Source organism: Kocuria sp. SL71, assembly GCF_026672465.1.
Taxonomy (GTDB): Bacteria; Actinomycetota; Actinomycetes; order Actinomycetales; family Micrococcaceae; genus Kocuria; species Kocuria palustris.
The window spans coordinates 1,205,797-1,230,889 of sequence record NZ_JAPPRE010000001.1 but is presented as its reverse complement, the minus strand read 5'-3'; the positions used below and the strand labels follow the sequence as shown (position 1 = coordinate 1,230,889).

Genomic DNA, 25,093 nt, shown 5'->3' with positions numbered 1-25,093 from the left:
CCCCATCCGTGAAGAGGGCCTCATGGCCCAGGAGACCTACTGGGAGAACGGCCGGGAGAAGACCGGCACCATGATGTCGCGGGCGTTCTGCTCCACCGGCATCTCCTTGCGGAAGGTGCGCCCGGGGTGGGCCCTGGCGAACTGGCGGGCGCGAGTGGCCCACAGTGCCTCCGAGGCCAGGTACTGTCCGAGCAGGCCTCCCACGGACAGGCAGAAGGCCGTGATGGCGCCCTGCAGCAGGGCGTCCGCGGCGCCTTCGACGGAGAAGATGATCCCGAGCACCCCCTGGTAGACGTACATGCCGGGGAACAAGGGCAGCAGCACCACGGTCATGCTCGCGTTCGAGGAGACGCCCAGCGCTCGAGTCAGCACCACGCACATGCCCCCGGTGATCACCGACGCCGCCAGCGTTGCCGCATAGGAGCTGACGCCCATTTCGCCCAGGCTGAGCACGCCCACCTGGACCAGTCCGCCGAACACCGCGAGAGAGGCCAGCACTCGACCGCGCCCGCCCGCCGAGAACGCGAAGCCGCTGGAGACGAGCACCGCGCCCACGATGGAGGGGACCCAGCGTGAGCCGTCGGTCTGCAGCGTCTCCAGGAAGCCGGGGTCCCGGCCCAGCAGCGGCTCGAGCAGATGGATTCCCAGCGCCACGCCGAACACCAGGCCCGCAGTGCGTGTCAGCACGTCCATGAGCCGCCCGGTCGCGGAGAGGTACCAACCGGTGATGACGTCCTGGACAGCGCCGTAGGCCGCGACGCCTGCCAGCCAGGCGGCCAGGGCCGCGACGATGCACACCGCCGTCTGCGCGCCGTCGACGACGGCGGCGAGCCCGCTGGCCCCGGCCACTGCCATCAGGCCGCCGGCGCCCAGGCTGAAGATCCCTGGGGCGCGCAGGTGCTCCAGGGCGGCGAAGGAGGCATAGACGACGACGGCCAGGAGTCCCGCCGCGATCGTCGTGATGCCGTTTCCTCCGAGGATCATGCTGAACCCCACGCCGATCGCGCTGAAGCCGAGGGCGGAGGGCCAGTGCGACGCCAGGCTGCGCTGCGTCTCGAGCTCGTCCAGGGCCTCGAGAGCCTGTGTCGCCTCCAGATTCCCCAGGACCGCGTCCTCGAGGATCCGATTGGCCTGGGAGCGCAGATGGATGTCGAGCGTCCCGGCGGCCGTCTCGTGGACGCGCGTGCTCGGGGCTGCTCCATCCTGTCCCGGCCGACTGATGGTGATCTGGCCCATGGTGATCGCCACGGAGACGTCATGCAGCTCGGAGCTGCGGTAGAGCGCCAGCAGGGACGAGGTGGTGCTCGCCGAGCTGGCGCCGGAGCGGATCAGGGCCTCGCCCAGGCGCATGGCCAGATCGTCAGTGGCCTGAGGGTTTTGTTGCATGCACGGGACCCTATCGTTCGGGGACGACTCGGGCTGCGGCGCATGCGTCGTCGGTGCTCCCGCGTAGTGTGCGGTGCATGACTCCTCGCGTGCTTGTCACTGGATCCACTGGCTATGTGGGCGGGCGCCTGGTGCCGCGTCTGCTGGAGGCCGGCTATGCGGTGCGGGTGCTCGTGCGCTCGCCGCAGCGCCTTGAGGGGGTGCCGTGGCGCCAGGACGTGGAGGTGGTCCAGGGCGATCTGGGCGACGCCGAGACCGTGGAGAGGGCCTCCCGCGGCGTGGAGACCTTCTACTACCTGGTGCACTCGATGTCCTCGGGCTCGGACTTCGAGGCGACGGAGCTGGCCATGGCGCGCACGGTCGCGGCCGCCACCGCCCGGGCCGGAGTGCGTCGGATCGTCTACCTGGGAGGGCTGCACCCGGAGGGCGTGGAGCTCTCCCCGCACATGCGCTCGCGCACCGCAGTAGGCGATGCGCTGCTGGCGGGCGACGTCCCCGCGGTGGTCTTCGAGGCCGGCGTGGTGATCGGCTCCGGCTCGGCATCGTTCGAGATGATCCGCCACCTCACCGAGAACCTGCCGGTCATGCCGGCGCCCAGCTGGGTGCTGCGCCGGATCGAGCCCATCGCGGTGCGGGACCTGCTGCACTACCTGGTCCACGCCCCCGAGATCCCGGAGGGCACCAACCGCCGCTTCGGGATCGGCTCGCGCGAGGTCCTGACCTACGGGGCGATCATGTACGGCTACGCGCACGAGGCCGGTCTGGCTCAGCGCCGGGTCTACGCGCTGCCGATCCCTGCGCCCCGGCTGGCCGGCTGGTGGGTCGCGCTCACCACGCCGATCCCGCGCCCGCTGGCGGTGCCGCTGGTGCAGTCCCTGCAGCACGACGCCGTGACGGATGACCACGACATCGATCAGCACATCGCCCCGCCGGCCGACGGGCTCACGGGCTACCGCCGGGCCGTGCGCCTGGCGCTGGGCAAGCTGGCAGCCGACGAGGTCGAGACCACCTGGGCCTCTGCGGCCAACACTCCGCCCTCGGACCCGTTGCCCTCGGATCCGGACTGGGCCGGGCGCAGGGTCTATGTGGATGAGCGCAGCCGCTCCGGCTCGGCCTCACCGGACGACGTCTGGGCCGTGATCCAGGCGATCGGCGCGGACAACGGCTGGTACTCGTGGCCGCTGGCCTGGTCGGTGCGCGGGGTCATGGACAAGCTGGCCGGGGGAGTCGGGCTGGCTCGGGGCAGGCGCAGCCGCGACCGCCTGGTCGTGGGCGAGGCCGTGGACTGGTGGCGCGTGGAGTCGATCACCACCGGGCCCGACGGAACCCGGACCTTGCTGCTGCACGCCGAGATGAAGGCCCCGGGGCAGGCCTGGCTCGAGCTGTCCGCGGTGCCTGAGCACGGAGGGGGCACAGAGTACCGCCAGCGCGCGATCTTCTTCCCGCAGGGAGCGGCAGGCAAGGCCTACTGGTGGGGCGTGTACCCGTTCCACGGGTTCATCTTCCCGTCCATGGCGCGCAACATCCTGGCGCGGGCCGACGAACGGGGCCGAGACCGGGCTGCTGAGAGGGGAAGCCGAACGGACCCGGCGGACTGAGGGGGAAGACCGAACGGGCGCGGCTGACTGAGCGGGGTGGCCGGACCGGCCCTCCCGGCTGAGTGGGGAAGCCGACTGGGACCGGCTGAGGCCGGTGTCAGGCCGCTGGCCCGAGCCATAGGCCCAGGCCCAGCCCGAGTCCTGCCGCACCGACCGCGATCACGAGCGTCCCCAGCCCGTGCACCATGCCTGCCGTCCAGCGCCGCTGCTGCAGCAGTCGGACGGTGTCCACGCTGGCCGTGGAGAACGTGGTGTAGCCGCCCAGGAACCCCGTGCCGAGCACGAGGCGCCAGGCCTCGGGCAGCAGCCCGCTCACGGCGAATCCCGTGACCAGGCCCAGCAGCAGCGAGCCCGTGATGTTGATCAGGACCGTGGGCCACGGGAAGTCGGCCTCCGAGAGGGACGTCAGCAGTCCGTCGAGCACGAAGCGGCAGACCGCTCCCGCGCCGCCGGCCACGGCGATCGCCAGGAAGAGCAGCGGAGTCATTATCGGCCCTCGCCCGAACGAGGGTCGGTGCTGGGGTGGGTTGCGGGGCCCGCGTCGGATGTGGCCACGAGGTCAGAGTCGGCCCCAGGGCTGCAGTCCGCGCCTGCGTCAGGCCGCAGCGCCGTGGCCACCGCGATGCCCGCCCACGCCGCGATGCCGCCGGCGAGCACGCTGCCCAGTAGATAGACCGCACCCAGCGCGGGTGCCCCGGAGCCGAGCATCTGCGCCCCGTCCACGGCCAGCGTGCTGTAGGTCGTGAACCCGCCCATGAATCCGGTGCCCAGCAGGAGGCGCAGGTGCGTCAGCGGCGCCTCGTGGGCCCGCGGCGGGCCAGCGCTTCCAGCAGCATCCCGAGCAGGAAGGCGCCGAGCAGGTTGACGGCCAGGGTGCCCAGCGGGAACTCCGAGTCCGTGCCGAGGATCAGGGAGACACCCTCGCGGGCGGCCGTGCCCAGTGCCCCGCCCACCAGCACCAGGGTGATCGCGCCCGCCCGCAGGTGCGCAGGCCGCGGGGCAGCAGCGGGCGAGGGGACGGCTGAGCGCGGGGCCATGGGGATCCTTCCGGGCGAGAGACAGCAGGCATCCTCTCACCCTCAGCCCAGCGCCTGCGCGACTCCCGTCAGCTCCTCGACCGCGCCCTGCGCCCACGCGCGGGCGGCGTCGTGCGGCGGGATGGCCGCGGCTGCGTCGTGCCGGCCGAACTCGCCCACGCGCTGGGCCCCGCAGGCCCGCTGCGTCTCGTCCAGGATCTCGCCGCCGCGCGAGTAGGTCGCGTGGTACGAGTGATCGCCCAGCCCGAACACCGCATAGCGCAGGCCCTCCAGCGACGGCGCCTGCTCCCGCAGCGCCTGGCAGAACGGGCGCGCGGAGACCGGCAGCTCGCCGTCGCCGTAGGTCGAGCAGATCATCAGGTGGGGCACCTCGAGCTCCAGCGCGCTCGCGGGATCCTGAGGATCCAGGGAGGCGATGTCGCGCACCGTGACGTCCAGATGCTCGCTCAGCGCCGCGCCGAGCTCCTCGGCCACGAGCTCGGCATTGCCCGACTCGGTGCCGAACACGATGCTCAGCTTCGGCAGCCCCTCGGGGGATGCACGCCGGGTGCGGGTCGGTGCGGCGGCATCCGTGTCGGGCAGCTGCTGGGCCCCGTCGACGACGGCCACCTGCCCGTCCTCGATCCGGGACATGTAGCGCAGGAAGTCGTGATGGACGGCCCAGAGGAGACCTGTGGTCGCCATGGGGGTCCTCCGCGGGCCTCGGATGCTGTGTCCTTCCACTGTGAGGCACGTCTCAACTACTGTTGAACTGCGAATAAGAGTCCATCTTCCGCAGGTGAGGTGCGTTAGGCCGCTGACCAGCACGACGACCGCGACGATGCGGCCACGCCGCCTGCTGCCTCGGAGTCCATGGACCCCGGATTCACCCTGCGCCAGCTGGATCTCTTCGTCGCCGCCGCCGAGCACGGGGGATTCGCCCCGGCCGCCCAGGCTCGGCATCTGAGCCCCAACTCGGTGGCGCAGGCGGTCACGGATCTGGAGCGGCCGATGCAGACGCGCCTGGTCCTGCGGCATCGGGCTCGGGGGATCACGCTCACGGCCTCGGGCCGCCAGCTGGCGGAGGCCGCGCGCGATCTGCTGCGCCGCGCCGGCGAGCTGCCACGCGGCCTGAGCGGGGACGCCCTGAGCGGACCGGTTTCCGTGGGCTGCTACACCACGCTGGCGCCAACCGTCGTTCCTGAGCTGTGGACCGCGCTGGCCCAGCGCCACCCTGAGCTGGAGCTGTCGGTGCAGGAAGGCTCCGGAACCGAGCTCGCCCAGCTGTTGCGCGACGGGTCCCTGGACATGCTGATCGCCTACGAGCTGGCGCTGCCGGCGGACCTGCCGCGCAGGCAGCTGTTCCTGGCCCAGCCGATGGTCGCGCTGGCCGGCAGCCATCGGCTGGCGGATCGAGAGCAGATCGAGCCGTCGGAACTGGCTGAGGAGCCGCTGATCCTCTTCAACCAGCCGCCCAGCGCGCAGTCCACCCTCACCCAGCTGCGCCGGCTCGGACTCAGCCCGACGATCGCCCACCGCACCGCCGACTTCGAGCTCATGCGCTCGCTGGTGGCCCGCGGCCTGGGCTTCAGCATCCAATACCTGCCCGCGCCCGTGCCGCTGAGCCGCGAGGGCCTCCCGATCGTGATTGTGCCGCTGGCCCGCGACGCCGTCGTGGAGCCCGTGGTCCTGGCCTGGTCGCCCGATGCGGAGCCGACCGTGCGCGCCGCGGCGACGATGGCGCTGATCCGCGAGCGCCTGGGCCAGCAGGAGCGGATCACATGACGGGGTCGGGCACCCCGAACGGGTTGGGGACGCCGTCGGTGACATCCCAGTCCGCCGGGTCGGTGGTGGCGCAGTAGTCCTTGATCTCCTGCAGGGCCGAGGCGCTGGGGATGCCGGCGGGGAAGAAATCCGAGTAGCAGGCGCCGCCTGCCTGGAAGTGGGCGAAGGCCTCGTCGGAGAGCCCCGCGGGATTCTGAGCGGCCTGGTCCTGGCCGGTGCCGGTCTGGGTCGGCTGTTCACCCCGGCCCTGCTGGGCCGGGTCCTGGCCTGCTGCGGGGTCCTCGGTGAAGCCGGGGATGTCCTCCGGGCCCGGGTTGGCGGGCACGGCGCCCTGCTCGACCGGGGCGGAGTGCGGTGCGGGGGAGCTCGTGTCCTCCGCCGTCTCCTCGGCCGACCCTTCTGGCTGCCCCGTCTGCGCCGGCTGCTCGGTCCCCGTCGAGGGGGTGGCCTCTGGGGAGCTCGCGGCCTGCGAGGTCTCCTCGGCCGGCGTCGTGGGATCGGCGCTGTCGTCGTCGGAGCCGCAGGCGGTGAGCGCCAGAGCGAGGGCCGCGGTGACGGCGAGGTGACGGGGTGCGAGCTTCATGGGTCTCCTGTCATCTGCGCGGATCTCGGCCGGAGGAAGGGGTGGCCAATGGGGCTTCCGCAGCATCTCCATTCAACAGCGTCGTGGGATTCGCCGCATCCGGGCAGAGGCGGCCGTCGTCCTGAGGCGCCCTCGGAGCGGCGATAGGGTCGTGCTCACCTGACCACCCGAGCATGCTCCGGTCCGTCGCCGGTGCCTGCCGCCACTGGAAGGCTTCCGCCATGACCTCGCCGTCGCACCTCGCTCGTCCGTCCCGTCGTCAGCTGATCACCGGAGCAGTGCTGGCCTCCGCCGCCGTCGCCGCACCCGCGCATGCCGCCCCCGGCGGCAGCGGCAAGGGCATGGGGAAGGACAGCGGCTTCCGGCGCGATGCGATCCAGGACGCCCTCGAGGCCATGGTCGACGACGGCGCGGTGGGCGTCGTCGCCTCCGTCGTCGGCGCTTCCGGAGGCTTCCAGACGGCGGCCGGCCTGCGGCAGATCGGACGGGACTCGGCCAAGCCCCAGGATCGGGCGAGGGTCGCCTCGGTGACCAAGGGCATGGTCGCCACCATGGTCATGCAGGAGATCGAGGCCGGGCGCTGGAGCCTGGACACCACGATCGACGACGTCGTGCCGGGTCTGTACCCCGGCCACGGCCACGTCACGGTGGCCCAGCTGATGAACCACACCTCCGGGATGCCCGACGGGATCTACACCCTGCTCGGCGTCGGGGATGGTCAGGAGGCCGTCACCTCTCAGCAGCTGAAGGCCGCGATCGCCAAGCACTACCCCGAGCGCGAGCTCGTGCGCACCGCCCGCGAGCTGGACTGGCTGTTCGAGCCCGGGGAGGCGATGGCCTACTCGAACACCGGCTACGTGGTGCTGTCGATCATGCTCGAGGAGGTCTCCGGCACCCGGATCGAGGACCTCCTCCGCGACCGCGTGCTCCGCCCTGCGGGTATGCACCACTCCCGCCTGGAGGAATCCACCATCGTGCGCGGGCGGCACCTCATGCCCTACGGACGGTTCCAGGAGGGGCTCGTGGCTCTGGACACGATCGACCCGTCGATCTTCTCCGGTGCCGGCGGCGTCTACGCCACGGCCGAGGACCTCACGAGCTTCTCGGGAGCGCTGCTGAGCGGGAAGCTCGTGGACCCGGAGCTGGTCGAGCAGATGATCACGCCGCGGGGCGCGGCCGCCGCGGCGGGCATGGGCTTCGGCCTCTACGTCGCGGCCAGCCCCTGTCTGGACAGCTCGGGGCAGCCTGAGCGGCTGATCGGCCACGACGGCGCAGGCTTCGGCACCCAGACGCTGTCGTTCTCCACGGTGGACGCCTCCCGCCGGATGGCGGTGGCCTGGACAGGCCGCTCGTGGGTTCCGGGCGGCCCGGTCCCTGACGCCAACGCCGCTCTGCTGGCCGCGTTCTCCGCGACCTGCCCGGGTGAGACGCTGCCCGGCTCTCAGGCCGACGGCTCCGCCGGCGAAGCCGCGGCAGGGAGGGCTCGGCCCTGCAGCTGTGAGCCGGGGTGCGGCCGCCGCTCAGGATCCGGGACGACGACGGCGCCTGTCGCAGACCTGCTGCGTGTGGCGCATACCCCAACCCATGGCTAGCGTGGCGAGTCTGATCTCGTTGCCAGGAGGCCGTCATGTCGAAGCACCGTCGTGGGTCGTTGCCCGAGAGCACGCGCGATCGTCCCGAGGAGCGCCCGGAGCGCAAGCGCGAGGGCATCGGCATCCGCCGTCTGCGCGTGATCCGCGTCGAGGACATCACACCGCGGCTGCGTCGGATCGTGCTGACCGGGGAGGACCTGGGCGGCTTCCCGTTCCGGGAGTTCGCGCCCTCGGACAAGGTCAAGCTGCTCTTCCCGGATCCGTCCACCGGCTTGCTGCCGATGCCGGAGTCCACGGAGAAGGGCCTGCGCTGGCCCGGCGGGCGCAAGCCGCAGACGCGCAGCTACACGGTGCGCGGCTTCGACCCGGAGGCCTCCGACGGTCAGGGCGAGCTGCTGATCGAGTTCGTGCTCCACGACCACGGGCTCGCCGGCAGCTGGGCCCTGCGCGCGGCTGCGGGCGACGAACTGGGCGTGCTCGGCCCCAAGGGCGCCCGTCAGTTCCCAGCTGCTGCGCATTACGTGGCCCTGGGCGATGAAACCGCCCTGCCGGCCATCTCCCGGCTGATCGAGGAGGCGCCGGCTGAGTCTCGGGTGAGCGCTGTGATCGAGGTGGCCGACGCCGCCGAGGAGCAGCAGCTGGCCTCCCGCACCGGGGCCGACGTGCAGATCCGGTGGATGCACCGCGACTCCACACCCCTTCCCGACGGCTGCCTCAGTCTCCTGGAGCCGACCGTGGACGAGCTCGATCTCGGGGATCCCGAGGAGCTCTTCGTCTTCGCGGCGGGGGAGTCGCACGCCATGAAGGCGCTGCGCGGGCGGATCGCCGAGCGGGTGCGGCTGAACAAGCACCAGCTCGATATCCACGGCTACTGGAAGGACCGCACGCGGGCCGACCCGCGGCGTCGTCGCTGAACCCGCAGCCACCCCGCGAGACAGGCCCGAGGGCTAGACTGCTCAGGCATCTCGTCGGGTCCGGACCCGACGGCACCGATCCGCGAGCACGAGAGGCAGGCCGGGTTCCGCGTGACGACCTCCGCATCACCGAAGCTCGAGACCCAGGCCCTGCGGATCCTCGAATCGGTCTTCGGCTACGAGTCCTTCCGCGGCAAGCAGGCGGAGATCGTGGAGCACGTGGCCGCAGGCGGCGACGCCGTCGTGCTGATGCCCACCGGCGGCGGCAAGTCGCTGTGCTATCAGATCCCCGCCCTCATGCGCTTCGGCACGGGCGTGGTCATCTCCCCGCTGATCGCGCTGATGGAGAACCAGGTCGACGCCCTGGCCGCCGTCGGCGTGAACGCGGCGTATCTGAACTCGTCGCTGTCCTTCGAGGAGGCCGACGAGATCGAGCGGAGGCTGCTGGCCGGTGAGCTCGACATGGTCTACATGGCCCCGGAGCGGCTCGTGCAGCCGCGCACCCTGCACCTGCTCTCGCGGGTGCAGGTCTCGCTGTTCGCGATCGACGAGGCGCACTGCGTGTCCCAGTGGGGCCACGACTTCCGCAAGGACTACCTGGGGCTGTCCGTGCTGGCCGAGCGCTTCCCCGACGTCCCTCGGATCGCCCTGACAGCCACGGCCACGCAGGCCACCCACCAGGAGCTGACCCAGCGGCTGTCCCTGCAGGACGCCCAGCACTTCGTGGCCAGCTTCGATCGGCCCAACATCCAGTACCGGATCGTGGAGAAGGACCAGCCGCGCCAGCAGCTGCTGTCCCTGATCCGCAACGAGCATCCCGGAGACGCCGGCATCGTCTACTGCCTGTCCCGCAAGTCCGTGGAGCAGACCGCCGCGTTCCTGTCCAAGCAGGGGATCGACGCCGAGGCCTACCACGCGGGTCTCACCGAATCCGAGCGCTCGCAGCGCCAGGCACGCTTCCTGCGGGAGGACGGCGTGGTCATGGTCGCCACGATCGCCTTCGGCATGGGCATCGACAAGCCCGACGTCCGCTTCGTGGCCCACCTGGACCTGCCCAAGTCGATCGAGGGCTATTACCAGGAGACCGGCCGCGCAGGCCGAGACGGTCTGCCGGCGACCGCCTGGCTGGCCTACGGCCTGCAGGACGTGGTGCAGCTGCGGCGGATGATCGATCAGTCCGAGGGCACCGCCGAGCACCAGCGCTCGCAGCGCCAGCACCTGGACGCCATGCTCGCGCTGTGCGAGACGATGACCTGTCGCCGCGTGCAGATCCTCAGCTATTTCGGGCAGACCGGTGAGCCCTGCGGCAACTGCGACAACTGCCTGAACCCGCCCCAGGGCTGGGATGCCACCGTCCCCGCGCAGAAGATCCTCTCGGCGATCATCCGCCTGGACCGCGAGCGTCGCCAGCACTTCGGCTCGGGGCAGCTCATCGACATCCTGCGCGGCAAGCCGAATCCCCGCTCCACCGAGTCCAACCACGAGGCGCTGAGCGTGTGGGGCATCGGCCAGGACCTCAGTCCGCAGCAGTGGAAAGGCCTGGTCCGGCAGCTGCTGGCCCGCGATGTCCTGGCCGCGGTGGGCGACTACGCCACCCTGGCCCTGGGCCCCGGGGCCGACGGCGTTCTTCGCGGGCGGACCACCTTGGAGCTGCGCAAGGAGTCGGGGCGCAGCAGGGCATCTGCCCCGCGCGGATCGCGGACGACGGCCGCCGCGGCGCGCAGCGAGCTCACGCCGGAGGAGATGGAGATCTTCGAGGCGCTGCGCAAGTGGCGCACTGCCCAGGCGAAGGAGCAGGAGGTCCCCGCCTACGTCGTGTTCGCCGACGCCACCCTGATCGCGATCGCCCAGCGCCGCCCGGAGACCACCTCGGACCTCCACGGCGTCAGCGGCATCGGCGCCAAGAAGCTGGACCGCTACGGCTCCGCCGTCGTCGACGTGGTCACCCGGACCCTCAGCTGACCCGTCCCGTCGTCATCCGCGGGCCGCTGTCGCTGTCTGATGCGCAGCCGCTTCGGCGCTCGCCTCATCGAGTGGCGTCGCGGCGTGCGATCGAGGACCCACTGTCATCGAGTGGCGTGGTGGTGTGCGTTTCGACATCGAAACGCACACCACCACGCCACTCGATGCGGGAAGCGCACGGCAAGGCCGCTCGATGGGTGCGGCGTAGGCGGGGGCGGCGGCGATGGTGGAGCCCCCGCCATCGTGGCGACCAGCGCGGAGGCGGAGACGGCCGAGGACGCCTTCATGAGGCGAGTCCGGCGCAGGGCGGGCTCGGTGGTGCGAGCTGCCCGGGTGTCCGGCCGCTTCTTGGCCATGGTGTCTCTCCCTTGATTGCTGTGACATGCGAACCGCCCGGTTCGCACCGGCGAGATGAGGGGGCGCCGGCGCCGCGCTGTGCACGGCATGTCGAAACGCTTGAAAAGTAATCAATGCCGCAGGTCGGAGTGCGTGACGCGTCACCACAGAGAAGGGGCAGTGACCTCGACGTCCCCCGAACGGTTGTGCATTGAACTGGGGCAACGCGAGTTGCCGGGTGTTGTCGATCAGATCTGGGCCGAAATCTGTCCCCAGGTGAGCGGGGACGGTCGCGTCGTCACAATCCGATGCAAATGGATCGGATTTGACGCTGGCCGGCTCATGGGTCGGGGAAGCGGCTCGACCGACGCTGGCCTACCGTGGGGCTCATGGATTCGACGACTCAGCAACCTCACCGGACGCACGACTCCTCCCCGGAGGAGCAGGCCCGCGAGATCGCCGCCGGCCTCGAGGGCGTGCGCGAGCGCATCGCAGCGGCGGCGCGGGAAGCCGGACGCGATCCGGAGGGCATCCGCCTGCTGCCGGTGTCCAAGACGGTGCCCGCCGAGCGGCTGCGCGCCGCCGTCGCCGCCGGGTGCCGGGAGCTGGGGGAGAACAAGGTCCAGGAGGCCGCGGGCAAGGCCGCCGAGCTCGCCGACCTGGAGCTGCGCTGGTCGGTGATCGGGCATCTTCAGCGCAATAAGGCCAAGGACGTGGCGGCCTTCGCCCACGAGCTGCAGTCCCTGGACAGCCTGCGCACCGCAGAGGCCCTCGAGCGCCGCCTGCAGGGAGAGGGGCGCAGCCTCGAGGTGATGGTCCAGGTCAACACCTCCGGCGAGGAGTCCAAGTCCGGGCTGGCCCCGGAGCAGCTGCCCGAGCTGCTGAGCGAGCTGGAGCAGTTCGAGACGCTGCGGGTCACGGGGCTGATGACCATCGCCATGGACTCCGAGGACGAGCAGCGGGTGCGCGGCTGCTTCCGGCTCCTGCGTCAGCTGCGCGATCGGGCGCGCGAGGACGGCCCGGGCTTCGTGGGCGATGGCGAGCTGTCCATGGGCATGTCCGGCGACCTCGAGCTGGCGATCGCCGAGGGAGCCACCTGCGTGCGGGCGGGGCGCGCGATCTTCGGCCAGCGCCCGCGCCCCTGAGGCGGTGGCCCCGCCTGGCCTGAGCGGGGCCGAGGCAGCAGGGTATTGTTGCCCTCCCGCAAAGACCCTGTGACGGCAGCGGCGGAGCCCCCGAAGGAGATCTGCGCATGAGCGGAAGTCGCACCGAGACCTCGGAGTATGCGGATCCCCTGGTCATGGAGATGGGGGAGCGGCGCCGACGGAACCTGTTCGGCGCGCGCAACGTGCTCTCCCTGCTGGCCCTGCTCGGGCTGTGCATGGCAATCACCTCGCTGGCAGCCGGCGGGGCCCCGGGGGCCTGGACCCCCTGGCGCTCCGAGGCCGATGAGCGCAGCTACCTCTTCGCCACGATCTGCCTGCAGGCGACCATGACGATCAGCGGCATGCTGGTCGCCCATACCGTCCTCAGCCAGCCGCCGCGCGTCGGGCCCCGGATCCTGGCGGGACGCATCGGCACGTACTTCATCACCCTGATCCCGATCGCGGGCGTCCTGGTGGTCGCCGAGCTGCTCAGCGACGGCCCCCTGCCGGTGCCCCGGCTTCTCGTGGCCATGATCGCGGTCTATCCGGTGTGCATAGGGGTGATCGACCTGCTGCTGGCGCCCCTGCTGCTGCGGCAGTGGGCGTGGGTGATCGCCTTCGCCGCGCTGGCGGTGTGGATGGTCGTGGCGCTGGCCGCCGGCACCACCCAGGTCTCGGCGCCGACCACGTTCATGGCGGTGCTCTCCGGGGTGGAGTTCCTCTCCGACGCCGCGACCGTGAACTTGATCCTCACGCTCGGAACGTGCTTCTGGGCCGGAGCCGCCGTGGCCTGTCTGGGAAACCTGGTGGACAGCCACAGCCCGGTCGTGCGGACCATGGTGCCGCCGGTGGCCGCGCTCGGCACGCTGATCTTCCTGCCGCAGATGCTCACCGGCGCCTCCGTCGGACACATCATGCTGGCCACGGCACTGGCCCCGCTCGTGGACGTCGACCAGCCGCGCTGGCTGACGGAGTTCGACGTCGGCTTCGGTCTGCTGACCATCGGCTGGGCCGCGGGTGTCGTCGGCAGCCTCCTCGTGGTCGGGGCGATCACCCCGTGGGGCACAGCGGTGAGCGCCCTCGTGATCGGCGGCGGTCTGAGCGTCCTCATCGGATCCCTGGTGGGGCGCCCCTGGGGCAGCGGCACATCGTCGGGCCCGCACGGGGCGGCCTCGGCGCTGAGCGGCCGAGGCAGGCGCCGCCGGGAGGCGACGCGGCGCGGACGGGCCCTGAGGCCGGGTGAGCACGCCGGGTTCCCGGACTCGCGGCGTCGTCTGGTGGCCGATCGGGGACGGACGTACTGGGAGGAGCGCGCGCAGGACGACGACGAGCCCGGGGCGCGCTGGAGCACCACGACGCCTGCGCCGCCGGGCGGGTGCGCGCCATTAGAGTAGGGCGCGTGAATCGAGTGCTCGTCATCGCGGCGCATCCGGCGGAGACCGCGCAGCTGCCACCGGAGGCCGACGTCGTCCTGACGGGGATCGGCATGTCCCGAGCCGCCGCGGTCACGGCCCGTGCGGTGCTCGAACGGGCTCCGTCGCCTGCCGAGCGCCGTGGGCTCAGGGTGGTGAACCTGGGCAGCTGCGGCGGCCTGCGGCCCGGGCTGTCGGGGGTCTGCGAGCCCTCCGAGATCCTCAACCGGGATGTCGACGCCGAGCTCATGCGCGCCATGGGCTCCGATCCCGATGACCTGATCCGCCTGTCCGAGCTGGGGCAGACCGGCGATGGCTCCGTGCTGGCCACCGGCGACTCGCTCGTGGCCGGCGGGCCGGTGCGCGATGCCCTGGCCGAGCGGGCCCACCTGGTGGACATGGAGGGCTTCGCGGTGGCCACGGCCTGCCGCGAGCTGGGCGTGTCCCTGCGCATGGCCAAGCACGTCTCCGACGACGCCGACTCCCAGGCCCTCGAATGGCTCGAGCGGGTGCAGATCTCCGCGCGCGAGCTCGCCGCCTGGTACCGGGCCCATCACCACGAGCTGGTCTCCGGCGCACCGGCCGACGCAGCGTCGAATCGACCGGAGGACGAGGCATGAAGCTGATCCGACAGCGCGATTCCCTGGGGCCCGAGCTGGACTACACCGCCGGCGAGCGGATGCTGCGCGCAGTGCGGGCCAGCCGCGAGCCCGTGCTGCGGCTCTACCAGCCCCGGCCCACGGTGGCCTTCGGGCGCCGTGACGAGCTGCTGGCCGGCTTCGGCGCAGCGGAGCGCTCCGCTCGGCGCAGCGCCTTCACCCCGCTCGTGCGCAAGGTCGGCGGGCGGGCGGCCGCTTACCACCGCGGCTGTCTGATCATCGACCACATCGAGCCCTCGGAGGATCCCAAGGCCGGGATCCAGGACCGCTTCGAGCTCTTCGGCGACATGATCGTGGCGGCCCTCGAGGAGCTCGAGGTCCATGCGGATGTCGGCGAGCTGCCGGGGGAGTACTGCCCCGGGGAGCACAGTGTCCACGGCACGGGGCGCACCGTCGATCGGGCGCAGGCGCAGATCAAGCTCGCCGGTGCCGCCCAGCGCGTGGTCTCCGATGCCTGGTACTTCTCCACGGTGATCGTCGTGGAGCAGTCCGAGCCGCTGCGCTCCGTGCTCACGGACGTCTACCGCGACCTCGGCCTGGAGTGGGATCCCGGCACCTGCGGGGCCGTCGACGACCTCCGCCCCGGCACCCGCGTCTCGGAGGTCGAGGCCGCGGTGCGCAAGGTCTACGGCATGTACGCCCGGCACATGGGCTACGGATCCTTGAGAGAGCAGGCCTTCTGATGTGCGGACGCTATGTGATCGCCCGGGCCGCCGGGGACCTGATGGCTGATGTCGATGCAGCCCCCGGAGAGCACTTCCAGGGCGAGGACCTCGATGAGCTGCGGGCCAACTGGAACGTCGCGCCCACCACCGAAGTGCCCATCGTCCTGGAGCGGCTCGACGACGGCCAGGTGCTGCGCGAGCTGCACGTGGCCCGCTGGGGCCTGGTGCCGTCGTGGGCCAAGGAGATCTCCGTGGGCGCCCGCATGTTCAACGCGCGCTCGGAGACCGCCGCCGAGAAGCCCTCGTTCCGCGCGGCCGTGAAGAAGCGGCGCTGCGCGATCCCAGCCAACGGGTACTACGAGTGGCGCAAGCGGCTCGGACCCGACGGCAAGCCCGCCAAGGGCACCAAGGACGCTCCGGCCAAGCAGCCGTACTTCGTCCACCCGCCCAGCGAGTCCGAGAACATCTGGTTCGCCGGGCTCTACGAGTGGTGGCAGGACCCGCAGGGCCAGTGGATCCTCTCGTGCTCGATCCTCACCGCCGAGTCCCCGGATCCGGACAGCGACGACGAAACCCTGGCCGAGCTCGCCGCGATCCACGACCGCATCCCGGTGGCCATGGATCGCGATGCCCTGGACGCGTGGCTGGATCCGTCGGTCGACGACAAGGACGGAGCCCAGGCACTGATCGAGCGCGTGGTGGCCCAGCACGAGACCGTGGCGGCCACGTGGGAGCTGAGGCCGGTGGGCCAGGCCGTGGGCAGCGTGCGGAACAACTCGCCGGAACTCGTCGAGCCGGTGGCCTCCCTCTTCTAGCGTGGAGGTGCCCGGCGACGAGGCTGGGCGCCATCTCGAGCTGGAGGAACCGTGAGCGATTTCACCGAGAACCCGTCCGCCGCGCTGTCCGCGTTCGTGGCTGCCGCCGGAGGCGTCGTCATCGCGACCGAGCCGGTCGACGGCGGCTTCCCCGAATCCGCGTGGGTCAACACGGCCGTCACGCCGTCCGGTCTGATCGTGTTCGGGACGTCGAAGGAATCGCGCAAGGCCCTCAACCTGCAGTCGAACCCCAAGGTCTCGCTCGTGGCGGTGGACGGCCAGGGTCATGAGATCCAGGCCCATGCCGAGGCTCAGGTCCTGACCGGCCCGGAGGCAGGGCAGACCGGTCAGGCGCTGGCTCAGGCCCACCCCGGCGGTGAGGCTGACCCCGAGACCTCGATCCTGGTGGGGCTGTCGGTCGTGTGGGCCCGGTGGGTCGACGCCACGCAGGTGCCCCCGCACGCGGAGGAGGCCTCCTTCTGAGCTTCAGCTCGAGCGCTCGGCCAGGCTCCGGCAGCGGCTCAGCGCCGCCAGGATCTCCGCGCGACGCGGCCTGGCCATGTCGCCTGGATGCCCCCGATGCGCGGACAGCGTGTCCAGGCCGTCGCGATCGATCGTCTCGAGCACCCGATCGATCGCCGCGGCCGCTGTCGTCGTCCCGTCCAGGTGCCCGGCCGCAGCGTCCAGCGCAAGGGCGATCGCCTGGGTCTGGCCCGGCTCCATGAGCTGAGCCAGCGCCGAGAGGTCGACGTCCTCGTGACCCCGCTGGATCGTGTGCAGTCCCCGGGCGCGCGATGGCTTCGGCCGGTCGTCGCCTCGACCCGAGCCTCGCCCGCGGCGTCCTGCGCCGGATCCGCCGTCAGGCTTCGAGAAGCCCAGAGCACCGGCAGGAAGCACCCGGTCCACGCCGTGCGGGAAGAGCTCGTCATCGCCCTCCTCCAGAGCCGACGGATGCTCGGCGATCAGCTGCCGCACCTGCGCGGTGGCATCGCGCGGCTGGTAGGACTCCATGGCGATCACAAGATCGGCCGCTTCGAAGAACGCGCTGGAGCCGCCGGCCACCAGCACGGTCGAGACGCCGAGCTGGCGGTGCAGCGGCCCGATCCTGTCCATGAACGGCGTGATCGGCTCGGCATCGGCCGGGATCAGGGCGCGCATGCGAGCGTCGCGGATCATGAAGTTCGTGGCCGAGGTGTCCTCATCGATCAGCAGGGCGGGGCTGCGCGCCTCGAGCGCCTCGACCAGACCGGCGGCCTGGGAGGTCGAGCCGCTGGCATTGGCAGTGACGAACGCGGAGGTGTCGGTGCCCTGTGGCAGCCCGGCGATGAACGGCGAGATGTCCGTGCCGGCCACGCTGCGCCCGTCCTCGGCGCGGATGGACACGGCGTCGGGGCGGGTGAGCACCCACTCGCGTCCGTCGCCGGCGATATGCGGGTGGACCCCGCGCTCCAGCGCGCGCAGCAGCGTGGACTTTCCGTGGTACCCGCCGCCCACGATGACCGTGATGCCCTCGGGGATGCCCATGCCGGTCACCGTGCGGCCGCTGGGCAGCTCGAAGCTCGTGCGCAGGGTCTCGGGGCACTGCAGGGGCTGTGCGCCGCGGCGCAGCGGCAGGTCTGAGTCCCCGGAGGCCCGCGGCAGGATCGAGCCCTCGCCCACGAAGGCGATCAGCCCGCGCTCGCGCAGCTGCGACTGAAGATCCAGCTGATCCAGCACCAGCTCCACATGCTTCCGCAGCGCCTCGACGTCCAGGGCGCCGGGCAGCAGCGAGCGCTCCACCGCCTCGGGCAGGGCCTCGGCCAGCAGCGCGGTCGCGGCGCGGCCGCGGATCCGTCGCCCGCCGGCCGGCAGGGCGGCCTCCAGCCGCAGCTCCACGCTCTCGCGATCGACGAGCACGGCCGTGCGCTCCAGGACCTGCTGGCCGGGGGTCATCATCCGCAGCGAGCCGGCTGACTTGTCGCGACCGCTCGGGGTGACCCGCTGCAGCGCCGCGCAGAACACGCGGTTCAGGTGATCGCCCGCGGCCACGCGCTGGGAGTGCTCGCGCACCAGCTCGGCTGGCACCGCGGTCGCCGCGCGATCGAGCACCAGGCGGATCTTCGACGGCGGCGCGTACGGATCGGACTGCACATGATCCACGTGCAGGACCGCGGGGCCCAGGTCCCAGGCACCCTGCAGTTCGCGGTAGGCGGGGTAGCCGCGCCCGTCCATCCGGGCGAGCTCACGGCGGAGGTCATCGAGGGTGCGCATCCCTCCAGGCTAGGCACGAGCTCGGCGTCTCGGCCAGCGAGGGCCACGCCGCCCGCGTCGTCTCCGACGGGTGCCGCGGTGGCGCCCCTCGTGTGTCGAGCGGCGCCGTGGCGTGCCCAGCCGCATCGTCGGGGGCCTTCCGTACTCTGGTGCCTCATGAGCGATCCAGCCCCTCGTGACGCCGCCGGCAGCGGCCGGGACAGCACCGCCGAGCGAGCCCATGAGGTCATCCGCGTGCTCGGCGCGCGGCAGAACAACCTGCAGGACATCTCGATCGAGATCCCCAAGCGCCGTCTCACGGTCTTCACCGGAGTCTCGGGCTCGGGAAAGTCCTCGCTCGTGTTCTCCACCGTCGCCGCGGAGTCGCAGCGGCTGATCAACGAGACCTACAGCTCGTTCGTGCAGGGGTTCATGCCGTCCATGGCGCGCCCGGACGTCGATCTGCTGGAGGGCCTGACCGCCGCGATCATCGTGGACCAGGAGCGCATGGGCTCGAACCCGCGCTCCACGGTCGGCACCGCCACCGACGCCCACGCGGTGCTGCGCATCCTGTTCTCCCGGCTGGGGGACCCGCACATCGGTCCGCCCCCGGCGTTCTCGTTCAACACGCCGTCGGTCACGGCCAAGGGCTCCATCACCGTGGCCAAGGGCAGGCAGGAGAAGCAGCTGAGCTCCTTCACGCGCACCGGCGGGATGTGCCCCGAGTGCGAGGGCCGCGGCATGGTCTCGGACCTGGATCCGCATGAGCTCTACGACCCGACCAAGTCGCTCGAGGACGAGGGCGCCATCAAGGTCCCCGGCTACAAGGCCGGCGGCTGGTCCGTGCGCTACTACGCCGAGTCGGGCTTCCTGGACCCGACCAAGAAGGTCGGCGACTACACCGAGCAGGAGCTGCACGACTTCCTGCACCACGAGCCCGAGCGCATCAAGTTCCGGGGCATCAACACCACGTACGAGGGCCTGATCCCCAAGATCCGCACCTCCATGCTCTCCAAGGACCGCGAGTCCATGCAGCCCCACATCCGGGAGTTCGTGGACCGGGCCGTCGCCTTCTCGACCTGCCCGCAGTGCGGCGGCACCCGGCTGTCCCAGGCGGCGCTGTCGTCGCTGATCGACGGCAAGTCCATTGCCGATCTGTGCCGGATGCAGATCACGGAGCTCGCCGAGTGGGTCCGCACCCGCGACCTGCCCTCGGCCGGTCCGCTGCTGGAGTCGCTGCAGCAGATCCTGGACTCGTTCATCGACATCGGCCTGGGCTACCTCTCCCTGGACCGAGCCACCGGCACGCTCTCGGGCGGCGAGTCCCAGCGCACCAAGATGATCCGCCACCTGGGCTCGGCGCTCTCGGATGTCACCTACGTCTTCGACGAGCCCACCACCGGCCTGCACCCGCACGACATCGAGCGCATGAACCGCCTGCTGCTGAGCCTGCGCGACAAGGGCAACACCGTGCTGGTCGTCGAGCACAAGCCCGAGGTCATGCGCATCGCCGACCACATCGTGGACCTCGGCCCCGGGGCGGGCTCCGACGGCGGGCGGATCACCTTCCAGGGCGGCTTCGACGAGCTGCGCACCTCCGAGACCCTGACTGGGCGCCACGTGGAGTACCGCGCCCGCCTCAAGGACGACGTCCGTCGGGCGAGCGGCGCGCTCGAGATCCGCGGGGCGGATGCCCACAACCTCCAGGACGTCGACGTCGACATCCCCCTGGGCGTGCTCACCGTCATCACGGGCGTGGCCGGGTCGGGCAAGTCCTCGCTGATCCACGGCTCGCTGCCGGCCGATGCCGCGCAGGCCCACGGCGTGGTGAGCATCGACCAGGCCCCGATCCGGGGATCGCGGCGCTCGTCCCCGGCCACCTACACGGGCCTGCTCGAGCCCATCCGCAAGGCCTTCGCCAAGGCCAACGGCGTCAAGCCCGCGCTGTTCTCCGCGAACTCGGAGGGCGCCTGCCCGCAGTGCGGCGGCGCCGGGGTGATCGAGACCGATCTGTCCGTCATGGCCTCGGTCTCCAGCCCGTGCGAGCTGTGCGAGGGGCGCCGCTACGACGCCTCCGTGCTCGAGCACACCTTCGGCGGCAAGGACATCGCCCAGGTGCTGTCCATGTCGGTGGCTGAGGCTGCGGAGTTCTTCGCCGGCGCAGAGGCCAGGATCCCGGCCGCGCAGAAGATCCTCGCCCGGCTGCAGGACGTGGGCCTGGGCTACCTGCGGATCGGCCAGCCGCTGACCACGCTGTCCGGCGGCGAGCGTCAGCGCCTCAAGCTGGCGGCGCACCTGGGGGAGAAGGGCGGGGTGATCGTGCTCGACGAGCCGACCACCGGCCTGCACCTGGCCGACGTAGCCGCCATGCTGGAGATGCTCGATCGCCTCGTGGACGGCGGACGCACCGTGATCGCCGTGGAGCACCACCAGGCGGTCATAGCCCACGCGGACTGGATCATCGACCTGGGCCCGGGCGCGGGCACCGAGGGCGGGCGCGTGGTCTTCCAGGGGACCCCGCGCCAGCTCGTCGAGGACGCCTCCACGCTGACCGGGCAGCACCTGGCGGAATACGTGCAGGACTGACGACGGCGGCCGACCCTGCATCGGCCCCAGGGCCATGACGGGCCGGTCGGCCTCTGTCCGCCGTCGAGCGTGCTCAGGCCGGCCACATCCCCGAGGCGCCCCGGCGGTGGGAGCCCATCAGGTGCAGGTCGACCATCCCGATCGCCGACATCAGCGCGTACATGGTGGTGGGCCCCACGAACACGAAGCCCTCCTTCTTCAGCGCCTTCGACATCGCCTTCGACTCCGGCGACTGGGTGGGAACCTCGGCCATGGTCCGCGGCTGCGGTGTGGTCTCCGGCTGGAAGGACCAGATCAGCTGCGCCAGCCCGCCCTCGTCCCGCAGCGCGACCGTGGCCTGAGCGTTCGTGATCGTGGCCCGGATCTTGGCCCGATTGCGCACGATGCCGGCATCGGCCATCAGGCGGGCCTCGTCGTCGTCGCCGAATCCGGCCACGGCCTCCGGGTCGAAGCCGGCGAAGGCCTCGCGGAAGGCCGGGCGCTTGCGCAGGATCGTGGCCCAGGACAGCCCGGACTGGAAGGCCTCGAGGCTCAGCCGCTCGAACAGTCCCTGCTCGTCGCGGATCGGCATGCCCCACTCGGTGTCGTAGTACTGCTGCAGCAGCGGGCCGGCCGCCGCCCACTCGGGGCGCAGCAGCCCGTCGTCGCCGCGCACGAGCCCGTGCTCGTCGGGCGCGGCTCCCGGATGGTCGGCGCTCGGATCGCTCATGGGGCTCCTCGGCTCGAGAGACGGAAGACGGCGGGCGCGCTGCTGCGCGCCCGCCGAGATCCTACGGTCCGGCGAACCCGCCGGGGGTGCCTGCGGCTCAGACCGCGGCGTGCTTGCCCGTGCCGTGGATGAGCCCGCGGCGACCGGAGATCCGATCCCACAGCGGGCTGACGATCACGGCCAGCACGAGGAACGCGGCGAGAACGCCCAGCAGTCCGAGCACACCGGTGCCGAGACCGGCATCCGCCTTGGCGTCGAAGAAGAAGACGTCGCGGGTGCACAGCCACAGGTAGTGCAGCGGCTCCCACTGGGACAGCCCGTGGAAGAACCCGGGCAGCGCCTCGGGCGGGGAGACGGCCCCGGCCGAGGGCAGGCCCATGAAGACCAGGTAGAACATGGCCACGAGCATCCCGGCGCTGCCCATCACGGTGATCAGCGACAGGGTCGCCGCGCCGAAGGTCACGATGCCCAGCCAGGTCACCAGGAAGAGCGTGCCGCCGTTGGGCATGGGGACATCCACCATTGCCCCGGCCAGCATCATCAGGCCCGACGCCCCGGCGGCGCCGATGATCACGATGCCGAGCTTGAGCGCGAAGGTCGCCAGCCGGGACATGCCGGTGGGGGGGTAGAACTTCAGCGAGGGGCCCATCTCCCAGGGGGTCACGCCGTTGAGCCCATCCACGAGGGTGGACACCGCCACGGAGCCGGACAGGCCCACGACCAGCGCCACGATGGCCCAGTAGAAGGGACCCATGCCCAGGGCGACGCCGTCGGGAAGCTCCTCCCAGACCGTCTGGTTCTCGACGATGGGATCGCTGAGCGTGCCCTCGGCGACCGTGGTGAGGCTCGGGGTCGGGCCGTCGGCCTTCTCGAGCTGCTGGATCTGGCTCTGCGCGCTCGGCAGCAGCTGCTCGCCCAGGCTCGAGGACGCCGACGAGACGGCCGGATCCATCACGCCCGTGGCCAGCCGGGAGGTCATGGACCCGGCCTGAGGGGAGGTGACGATGTCGATCACCGGCTGCTGGCCGTCGCCGTCGCCGCCCAGCGAGGCGCTGATCAGCGCGGTCGAGCGCTGGCTGAAGTCCGAGGGCACGACGATCGCGCCGTAGGCATCGCCGCGGTGCAGGGCGTCCTCGGCGTCCTCGCGGGAGAGCAGACGGAAGTCCACCTCGTCGCTGTCATCGCCCTGAGTCACGATCGCGTCGGCGATCTCCTGGCCCATCTGCACGTCGGTCTGCTTGCCGTCGGGCCCGGGCATCTGCGCGCCCTCGTCCTCGTTGACCACGGCGATCGGGAACTCGTGCAGGTTCTGCTGGGGCGCGCCGAGCCCGCCCATGTAGAGCAGGACGCCCAGGAAGCCGATGGCCATGACGGCCAGCGGCGGCAGCACCCAGCGGACGGTCCGCGGCAGCGCTCGCACGATCGGCCGAGTCGTGTCTGGCTTGGGAGAAGGTGTCAATTCGTGCTCCTCGCTTGACATTTCGGGTATTCTCAATACACTGATGTATTGAATGTCTGGTATCCACGCTACACTCGAGCACTGCACTGACAGGACTCGACGGGAACTCGAAGGGACGTGAGATGCACGACGCATGGGCGGATGCCGACACGGAGGTCGCCAAGCGATCGCGCACGCAGACTCGACGCCGCCTGATCGAGGCTGCACCCAGGGTATTCGTGGAGCGCGGGATCGGTGGAGCCAGTGTGGCGCAGATCTGCTCGGCGGCGGGCTTCACCCGCGGTGCCTTCTACAGCAACTTCGAGTCCAAGGAGGAGCTGGCCGCAGCCATCTACGTGGACCACGTCGACGGTTTGGTCGAGCTGCTCTCGCACCGCGTGGTCGAGCAGCTCGAATCGGGCATGGCCATCGGCAGGATCCTGCGAGAGGTCTTCGACGCGATCGCAGGGGTCTCCGACGGCTCCGACTGGCACCTGTTCCGGCTCGAGATGCACCTGGCCTCCCGTCGCAGCGAGCAGATGCGCCGGGTCGTCGAGGACCAGTACGAGCGTCTGCTGGGAGCGGCCGAGGAGGCGCTGGGACACGCCCAGGCCCATGGGGTGCGGCTCCAGCTGCCCGTCGACGTCCTGGCCCGTCTCTTCGTGGCCGTGCGCGACGGCGAGGAGATGCGCGTGCAGGCACCCGTCGGCGACAGCCTCCTGCATCCCGTGTGGGATGCGTTCACGATCATCCCCAGTGATGATCAGCGCATGTCTCGGGCATGACTAGACTGTCTGTGATCATCCGCATCTGCGTCATGCGCCGGGGGCTGATGAGCATGCGTCCGGCGGACGACTCACGGGCCGACCGCCTCTCGTCGGCCTGACGGCCCGCGAGCACGACTTCTACCGAGGAGCACGGAAGCCATGAGCACGCCGTCCGAGAGCACCGCCCCCTCCGCTGGCCCTGAGACCACCACCATCCAGGTCGTCACGGAGGTCCTGTCGCGGGAGGCCAACCGCCGCCTGACCGCCGAGGAGCGCGCCGCCGTCGAGGCCCTGCCTCCCCGCACCGCGATCCTGGTGGAGACGGTGGAGAACGGTGCCCGCGCCTCCCGCTTCCTGCTGGACACCGATGAGGTCTCCGCTGGCCGCCACCCCAGCTCGGACGTCTTCCTGGACGACGTCACCGTCTCGCGCAAGCACGCCGGCTTCCTGCGCCGGGAGAACGGCTTCGAGCTCGTCGACCAGGGCTCGCTCAACGGGACCTACGTCAACGGCGACCGCGTGGACTCCGTGCGCCTGAACAGCGGCGACGAGGTCCGCATCGGCAAGTTCACCTTCGTCTACTACAGCTCCGCTCGCACCGCCGGTCAGGGCGCCTGAGCCGCTGGCCGCACCAGGAGCCTGCCGCGCGCGTCGTCCTCGACGCAGTCAGTCGCATCCGTTGAAGGGAGGACGCCCGTGAGCGATCAGCCCGCCGCCGACCGGCCCGTCCGCCGCGTCAGCATCGGCCCGCTGCTGCGTGCGCTCGAGCCGGACTTCCCCGGCATCACTGCCTCCAAGATCCGCTTCCTCGAGGATCAGGGGCTCGTGCACCCCGAGCGCACCGCCTCGGGCTATCGCAAGTACAGCGCCCAGGACCTCGAGCGCCTGCAGGCGGTGCTGCGACTGCAGCGCGAGCACTACATGCCGCTGAAGGTCATCCGCGAGCTCGCCGACGCCGGGCGGCTGCTGGACTTCCAGGAGCCTGCCGCACCGGTCGCCTCGAAGGACCGTGAGCCTGCCGAGAGCTCGGAGCAGCAGCAGCCGGATGTGCCGTCGTCGGGGCCCATGATCAGCCGCCGCAGCGAGCACTCCCTGACCATGCGCGAGCTGTGCCGGCGCTCCGGTGCCGGCGTGGCGCTGGTGCGGGAGCTGCTGAACTTCGGGCTGATCCGCGACGGCGAGGGCCACTTCGACAGCCACGACATCGCCGTGGCGGCCGCCGCCCGCGAGCTGCAGGCCTTCGGCGTGGAGCCGCGGCACCTGCGCACCCTCAGGCAGGCCGCCGACCGGGAGACCGGGCTCGTGGAGCAGGCCGTGGCCACCGAGGCGACCCGGCGCACCCAGGAGTCGGCGCGCCGAGCCGCCCAGCGCGCCGAGGAGATCGCCGGGCTGTGCCTGTCGATGCACGCCGCGCTCGTATCCAGCCGCCTCGAGCAGCTGCAGCGGGGGATCGCCCCCGAGGAGCCGTCGCAGGGCTGAGGCGGCACCGCAGCCGG

The 25,093-nt window shown here is 71.3% G+C and carries 24 protein-coding genes; 15 read left to right on the top strand and 9 right to left on the bottom strand.

Going from position 1 to position 25,093, the window contains the following annotated elements; translation table 11 throughout:
* Nucleotides 1-36: 36 nt before the first annotated feature.
* Nucleotides 37-1,386 (bottom strand): threonine/serine ThrE exporter family protein, encoded by a 1,350-nt coding sequence (locus tag OVA15_RS05515; protein WP_239546396.1) that lies wholly within the window; start codon nucleotides 1,384-1,386, stop codon nucleotides 37-39.
* Between the two features lie 77 nt (nucleotides 1,387-1,463).
* Between OVA15_RS05515 and OVA15_RS05510 the strand changes: the two genes are divergently transcribed.
* Entirely contained in the window at nucleotides 1,464-2,984 is a 1,521-nt protein-coding gene (locus OVA15_RS05510; RefSeq protein WP_268143640.1) for an SDR family oxidoreductase, read from the top strand.
* Between the two features lie 97 nt (nucleotides 2,985-3,081).
* Here the strand turns inward: OVA15_RS05510 and crcB are convergent, their stop codons facing one another.
* The 4 genes from crcB to OVA15_RS05490 are packed head-to-tail and all read right to left on the bottom strand — an operon-like array spanning nucleotide 3,082 to nucleotide 4,705.
* The gene (gene crcB / locus OVA15_RS05505; RefSeq protein WP_268143638.1) at nucleotides 3,082-3,471 is read right to left on the bottom strand and encodes a fluoride efflux transporter CrcB; all 390 of its coding nucleotides are present in this window, start codon (nucleotides 3,469-3,471) and stop codon (nucleotides 3,082-3,084) included.
* Nucleotides 3,471-3,740, bottom strand: a complete 270-nt coding sequence (locus OVA15_RS05500; protein WP_268143636.1) for a fluoride efflux transporter FluC — start codon at nucleotides 3,738-3,740, stop codon at nucleotides 3,471-3,473. Before OVA15_RS05500 ends, crcB begins: the two co-directional genes overlap by 1 nt.
* Before the next feature lie 32 nt (nucleotides 3,741-3,772).
* Entirely contained in the window at nucleotides 3,773-4,021 is a 249-nt protein-coding gene (locus OVA15_RS05495; protein ID WP_268143634.1) for a FluC/FEX family fluoride channel, read from the bottom strand.
* A gap of 42 nt (nucleotides 4,022-4,063) precedes the next feature.
* Nucleotides 4,064-4,705, bottom strand: a complete 642-nt coding sequence (locus tag OVA15_RS05490) for a flavodoxin domain-containing protein (RefSeq protein WP_268143632.1) — start codon at nucleotides 4,703-4,705, stop codon at nucleotides 4,064-4,066.
* 168 nt (nucleotides 4,706-4,873) lie between these two features.
* On the opposite strand from OVA15_RS05490, the gene OVA15_RS05485 reads away from it, so the two are divergent.
* On the top strand, nucleotides 4,874-5,785 hold the full coding sequence (locus tag OVA15_RS05485; RefSeq protein ID WP_268143630.1) for a LysR substrate-binding domain-containing protein: 912 nt from the start codon (nucleotides 4,874-4,876) through the stop codon (nucleotides 5,783-5,785).
* Here the strand turns inward: OVA15_RS05485 and OVA15_RS05480 are convergent.
* Complete coding sequence (locus tag OVA15_RS05480) at nucleotides 5,778-6,368, bottom strand: hypothetical protein (protein ID WP_268143629.1); 591 nt, start codon at nucleotides 6,366-6,368, stop codon at nucleotides 5,778-5,780. The two genes, OVA15_RS05485 and OVA15_RS05480, sit on opposite strands and share 8 nt — an antisense overlap.
* 173 nt (nucleotides 6,369-6,541) lie before the next feature.
* On the opposite strand from OVA15_RS05480, the gene OVA15_RS05475 reads away from it, so the two are divergent.
* The 9 genes from OVA15_RS05475 to OVA15_RS05435 all read left to right on the top strand — a co-directional run bounded on the left by OVA15_RS05475 (nucleotide 6,542) and on the right by OVA15_RS05435 (nucleotide 16,351).
* Nucleotides 6,542-7,960 carry a serine hydrolase domain-containing protein gene (locus tag OVA15_RS05475; protein WP_268143627.1) on the top strand — a complete coding sequence of 473 codons (1,419 nt, stop codon included), beginning with the start codon at nucleotides 6,542-6,544 and terminating at the stop codon, nucleotides 7,958-7,960.
* A 35-nt stretch (nucleotides 7,961-7,995) separates the two neighbouring features.
* Complete coding sequence (locus OVA15_RS05470; RefSeq protein WP_268143625.1) at nucleotides 7,996-8,874, top strand: siderophore-interacting protein; 879 nt, start codon at nucleotides 7,996-7,998, stop codon at nucleotides 8,872-8,874.
* 111 nt (nucleotides 8,875-8,985) lie between these two features.
* Nucleotides 8,986-10,836: a DNA helicase RecQ gene (gene recQ / locus OVA15_RS05465; RefSeq protein ID WP_268143623.1), complete on the top strand. Its 1,851-nt coding sequence runs from the start codon at nucleotides 8,986-8,988 to the stop codon at nucleotides 10,834-10,836.
* Between the two features lie 725 nt (nucleotides 10,837-11,561).
* Nucleotides 11,562-12,317, top strand: coding sequence for a YggS family pyridoxal phosphate-dependent enzyme (locus OVA15_RS05460; RefSeq protein ID WP_442786725.1), 756 nt, complete (start codon nucleotides 11,562-11,564; stop codon nucleotides 12,315-12,317).
* Nucleotides 12,318-12,424: 107 nt separating this feature from the next.
* Nucleotides 12,425-13,711: a hypothetical protein gene (locus OVA15_RS05455; protein WP_268143619.1), complete on the top strand. Its 1,287-nt coding sequence runs from the start codon at nucleotides 12,425-12,427 to the stop codon at nucleotides 13,709-13,711.
* 5 nt (nucleotides 13,712-13,716) lie between these two features.
* Nucleotides 13,717-14,349, top strand: coding sequence for a nucleosidase (locus OVA15_RS05450; RefSeq protein WP_259872514.1), 633 nt, complete (start codon nucleotides 13,717-13,719; stop codon nucleotides 14,347-14,349).
* A complete protein-coding gene (locus OVA15_RS05445) occupies nucleotides 14,346-15,071 on the top strand; it encodes a lipoate--protein ligase family protein (RefSeq protein WP_268143616.1) in 726 nt (241 codons plus the stop codon). Before OVA15_RS05450 ends, OVA15_RS05445 begins: the two co-directional genes overlap by 4 nt.
* On the top strand, nucleotides 15,071-15,868 hold the full coding sequence (locus OVA15_RS05440; RefSeq protein WP_268143614.1) for an SOS response-associated peptidase: 798 nt from the start codon (nucleotides 15,071-15,073) through the stop codon (nucleotides 15,866-15,868). Before OVA15_RS05445 ends, OVA15_RS05440 begins: the two co-directional genes overlap by 1 nt.
* Before the next feature lie 51 nt (nucleotides 15,869-15,919).
* Nucleotides 15,920-16,351, top strand: coding sequence for a pyridoxamine 5'-phosphate oxidase family protein (locus OVA15_RS05435; RefSeq protein ID WP_268143612.1), 432 nt, complete (start codon nucleotides 15,920-15,922; stop codon nucleotides 16,349-16,351).
* 3 nt (nucleotides 16,352-16,354) lie between these two features.
* On the opposite strand, the gene OVA15_RS05430 is transcribed toward OVA15_RS05435, so the two are convergent.
* A complete protein-coding gene (locus OVA15_RS05430; protein ID WP_268143610.1) occupies nucleotides 16,355-18,118 on the bottom strand; it encodes an ABC-ATPase domain-containing protein in 1,764 nt (587 codons plus the stop codon).
* Between the two features lie 156 nt (nucleotides 18,119-18,274).
* Between OVA15_RS05430 and OVA15_RS05425 the strand changes: the two genes are divergently transcribed.
* On the top strand, nucleotides 18,275-20,683 hold the full coding sequence (locus OVA15_RS05425) for an excinuclease ABC subunit UvrA (protein WP_268143608.1): 2,409 nt from the start codon (nucleotides 18,275-18,277) through the stop codon (nucleotides 20,681-20,683).
* Between the two features lie 73 nt (nucleotides 20,684-20,756).
* Here OVA15_RS05425 and OVA15_RS05420 read toward each other — a convergent pair whose 3' ends face one another.
* Nucleotides 20,757-21,392 (bottom strand): DNA-3-methyladenine glycosylase I, encoded by a 636-nt coding sequence (locus OVA15_RS05420; RefSeq protein WP_268143606.1) that lies wholly within the window; start codon nucleotides 21,390-21,392, stop codon nucleotides 20,757-20,759.
* A 97-nt stretch (nucleotides 21,393-21,489) separates the two neighbouring features.
* Nucleotides 21,490-22,851, bottom strand: coding sequence for a YhgE/Pip domain-containing protein (locus tag OVA15_RS05415; RefSeq protein ID WP_268143605.1), 1,362 nt, complete (start codon nucleotides 22,849-22,851; stop codon nucleotides 21,490-21,492).
* A 122-nt stretch (nucleotides 22,852-22,973) separates the two neighbouring features.
* Between OVA15_RS05415 and OVA15_RS05410 the strand changes: the two genes are divergently transcribed.
* The 3 genes from OVA15_RS05410 to ftsR all read left to right on the top strand — a co-directional run bounded on the left by OVA15_RS05410 (nucleotide 22,974) and on the right by ftsR (nucleotide 25,076).
* Nucleotides 22,974-23,615 carry a TetR/AcrR family transcriptional regulator gene (locus OVA15_RS05410; RefSeq protein WP_024290263.1) on the top strand — a complete coding sequence of 214 codons (642 nt, stop codon included), beginning with the start codon at nucleotides 22,974-22,976 and terminating at the stop codon, nucleotides 23,613-23,615.
* A gap of 141 nt (nucleotides 23,616-23,756) precedes the next feature.
* Nucleotides 23,757-24,215, top strand: coding sequence for an FHA domain-containing protein (locus tag OVA15_RS05405; protein ID WP_024290264.1), 459 nt, complete (start codon nucleotides 23,757-23,759; stop codon nucleotides 24,213-24,215).
* 78 nt (nucleotides 24,216-24,293) lie between these two features.
* Nucleotides 24,294-25,076 carry a transcriptional regulator FtsR gene (gene ftsR, locus OVA15_RS05400; protein ID WP_268143602.1) on the top strand — a complete coding sequence of 261 codons (783 nt, stop codon included), beginning with the start codon at nucleotides 24,294-24,296 and terminating at the stop codon, nucleotides 25,074-25,076.
* Nucleotides 25,077-25,093: the final 17 nt, after the last annotated feature.

Excerpts from the sequence above, each read along its gene's own strand:
- OVA15_RS05470 (WP_268143625.1), top strand. The coding sequence starts at position 7,996 with ATGTCGAAGCACCGTCGTGGGTCGTTGCCCGAGAGCACGCGCGATCGT.
- OVA15_RS05490 (WP_268143632.1), bottom strand. The coding sequence starts at position 4,705 with ATGGCGACCACAGGTCTCCTCTGGGCCGTCCATCACGACTTCCTGCGC.
- OVA15_RS05515 (WP_239546396.1), bottom strand. The coding sequence starts at position 1,386 with ATGCAACAAAACCCTCAGGCCACTGACGATCTGGCCATGCGCCTGGGC.
- OVA15_RS05420 (WP_268143606.1), bottom strand. The coding sequence starts at position 21,392 with ATGAGCGATCCGAGCGCCGACCATCCGGGAGCCGCGCCCGACGAGCAC.
- OVA15_RS05500 (WP_268143636.1), bottom strand. The coding sequence starts at position 3,740 with ATGGGCGGGTTCACGACCTACAGCACGCTGGCCGTGGACGGGGCGCAG.
- crcB (WP_268143638.1), bottom strand. The coding sequence starts at position 3,471 with ATGACTCCGCTGCTCTTCCTGGCGATCGCCGTGGCCGGCGGCGCGGGA.
- OVA15_RS05485 (WP_268143630.1), top strand. The coding sequence starts at position 4,874 with ATGGACCCCGGATTCACCCTGCGCCAGCTGGATCTCTTCGTCGCCGCC.
- OVA15_RS05405 (WP_024290264.1), top strand. The coding sequence starts at position 23,757 with ATGAGCACGCCGTCCGAGAGCACCGCCCCCTCCGCTGGCCCTGAGACC.
- OVA15_RS05495 (WP_268143634.1), bottom strand. The coding sequence starts at position 4,021 with ATGGCCCCGCGCTCAGCCGTCCCCTCGCCCGCTGCTGCCCCGCGGCCT.
- OVA15_RS05475 (WP_268143627.1), top strand. The coding sequence starts at position 6,542 with ATGCTCCGGTCCGTCGCCGGTGCCTGCCGCCACTGGAAGGCTTCCGCC.
- OVA15_RS05430 (WP_268143610.1), bottom strand. The coding sequence starts at position 18,118 with ATGCGCACCCTCGATGACCTCCGCCGTGAGCTCGCCCGGATGGACGGG.
- OVA15_RS05445 (WP_268143616.1), top strand. The coding sequence starts at position 14,346 with ATGAAGCTGATCCGACAGCGCGATTCCCTGGGGCCCGAGCTGGACTAC.
- OVA15_RS05460 (WP_442786725.1), top strand. The coding sequence starts at position 11,562 with ATGGATTCGACGACTCAGCAACCTCACCGGACGCACGACTCCTCCCCG.
- OVA15_RS05410 (WP_024290263.1), top strand. The coding sequence starts at position 22,974 with ATGCACGACGCATGGGCGGATGCCGACACGGAGGTCGCCAAGCGATCG.
- OVA15_RS05510 (WP_268143640.1), top strand. The coding sequence starts at position 1,464 with ATGACTCCTCGCGTGCTTGTCACTGGATCCACTGGCTATGTGGGCGGG.
- OVA15_RS05425 (WP_268143608.1), top strand. The coding sequence starts at position 18,275 with ATGAGCGATCCAGCCCCTCGTGACGCCGCCGGCAGCGGCCGGGACAGC.
- OVA15_RS05440 (WP_268143614.1), top strand. The coding sequence starts at position 15,071 with ATGTGCGGACGCTATGTGATCGCCCGGGCCGCCGGGGACCTGATGGCT.
- OVA15_RS05455 (WP_268143619.1), top strand. The coding sequence starts at position 12,425 with ATGAGCGGAAGTCGCACCGAGACCTCGGAGTATGCGGATCCCCTGGTC.
- OVA15_RS05480 (WP_268143629.1), bottom strand. The coding sequence starts at position 6,368 with ATGAAGCTCGCACCCCGTCACCTCGCCGTCACCGCGGCCCTCGCTCTG.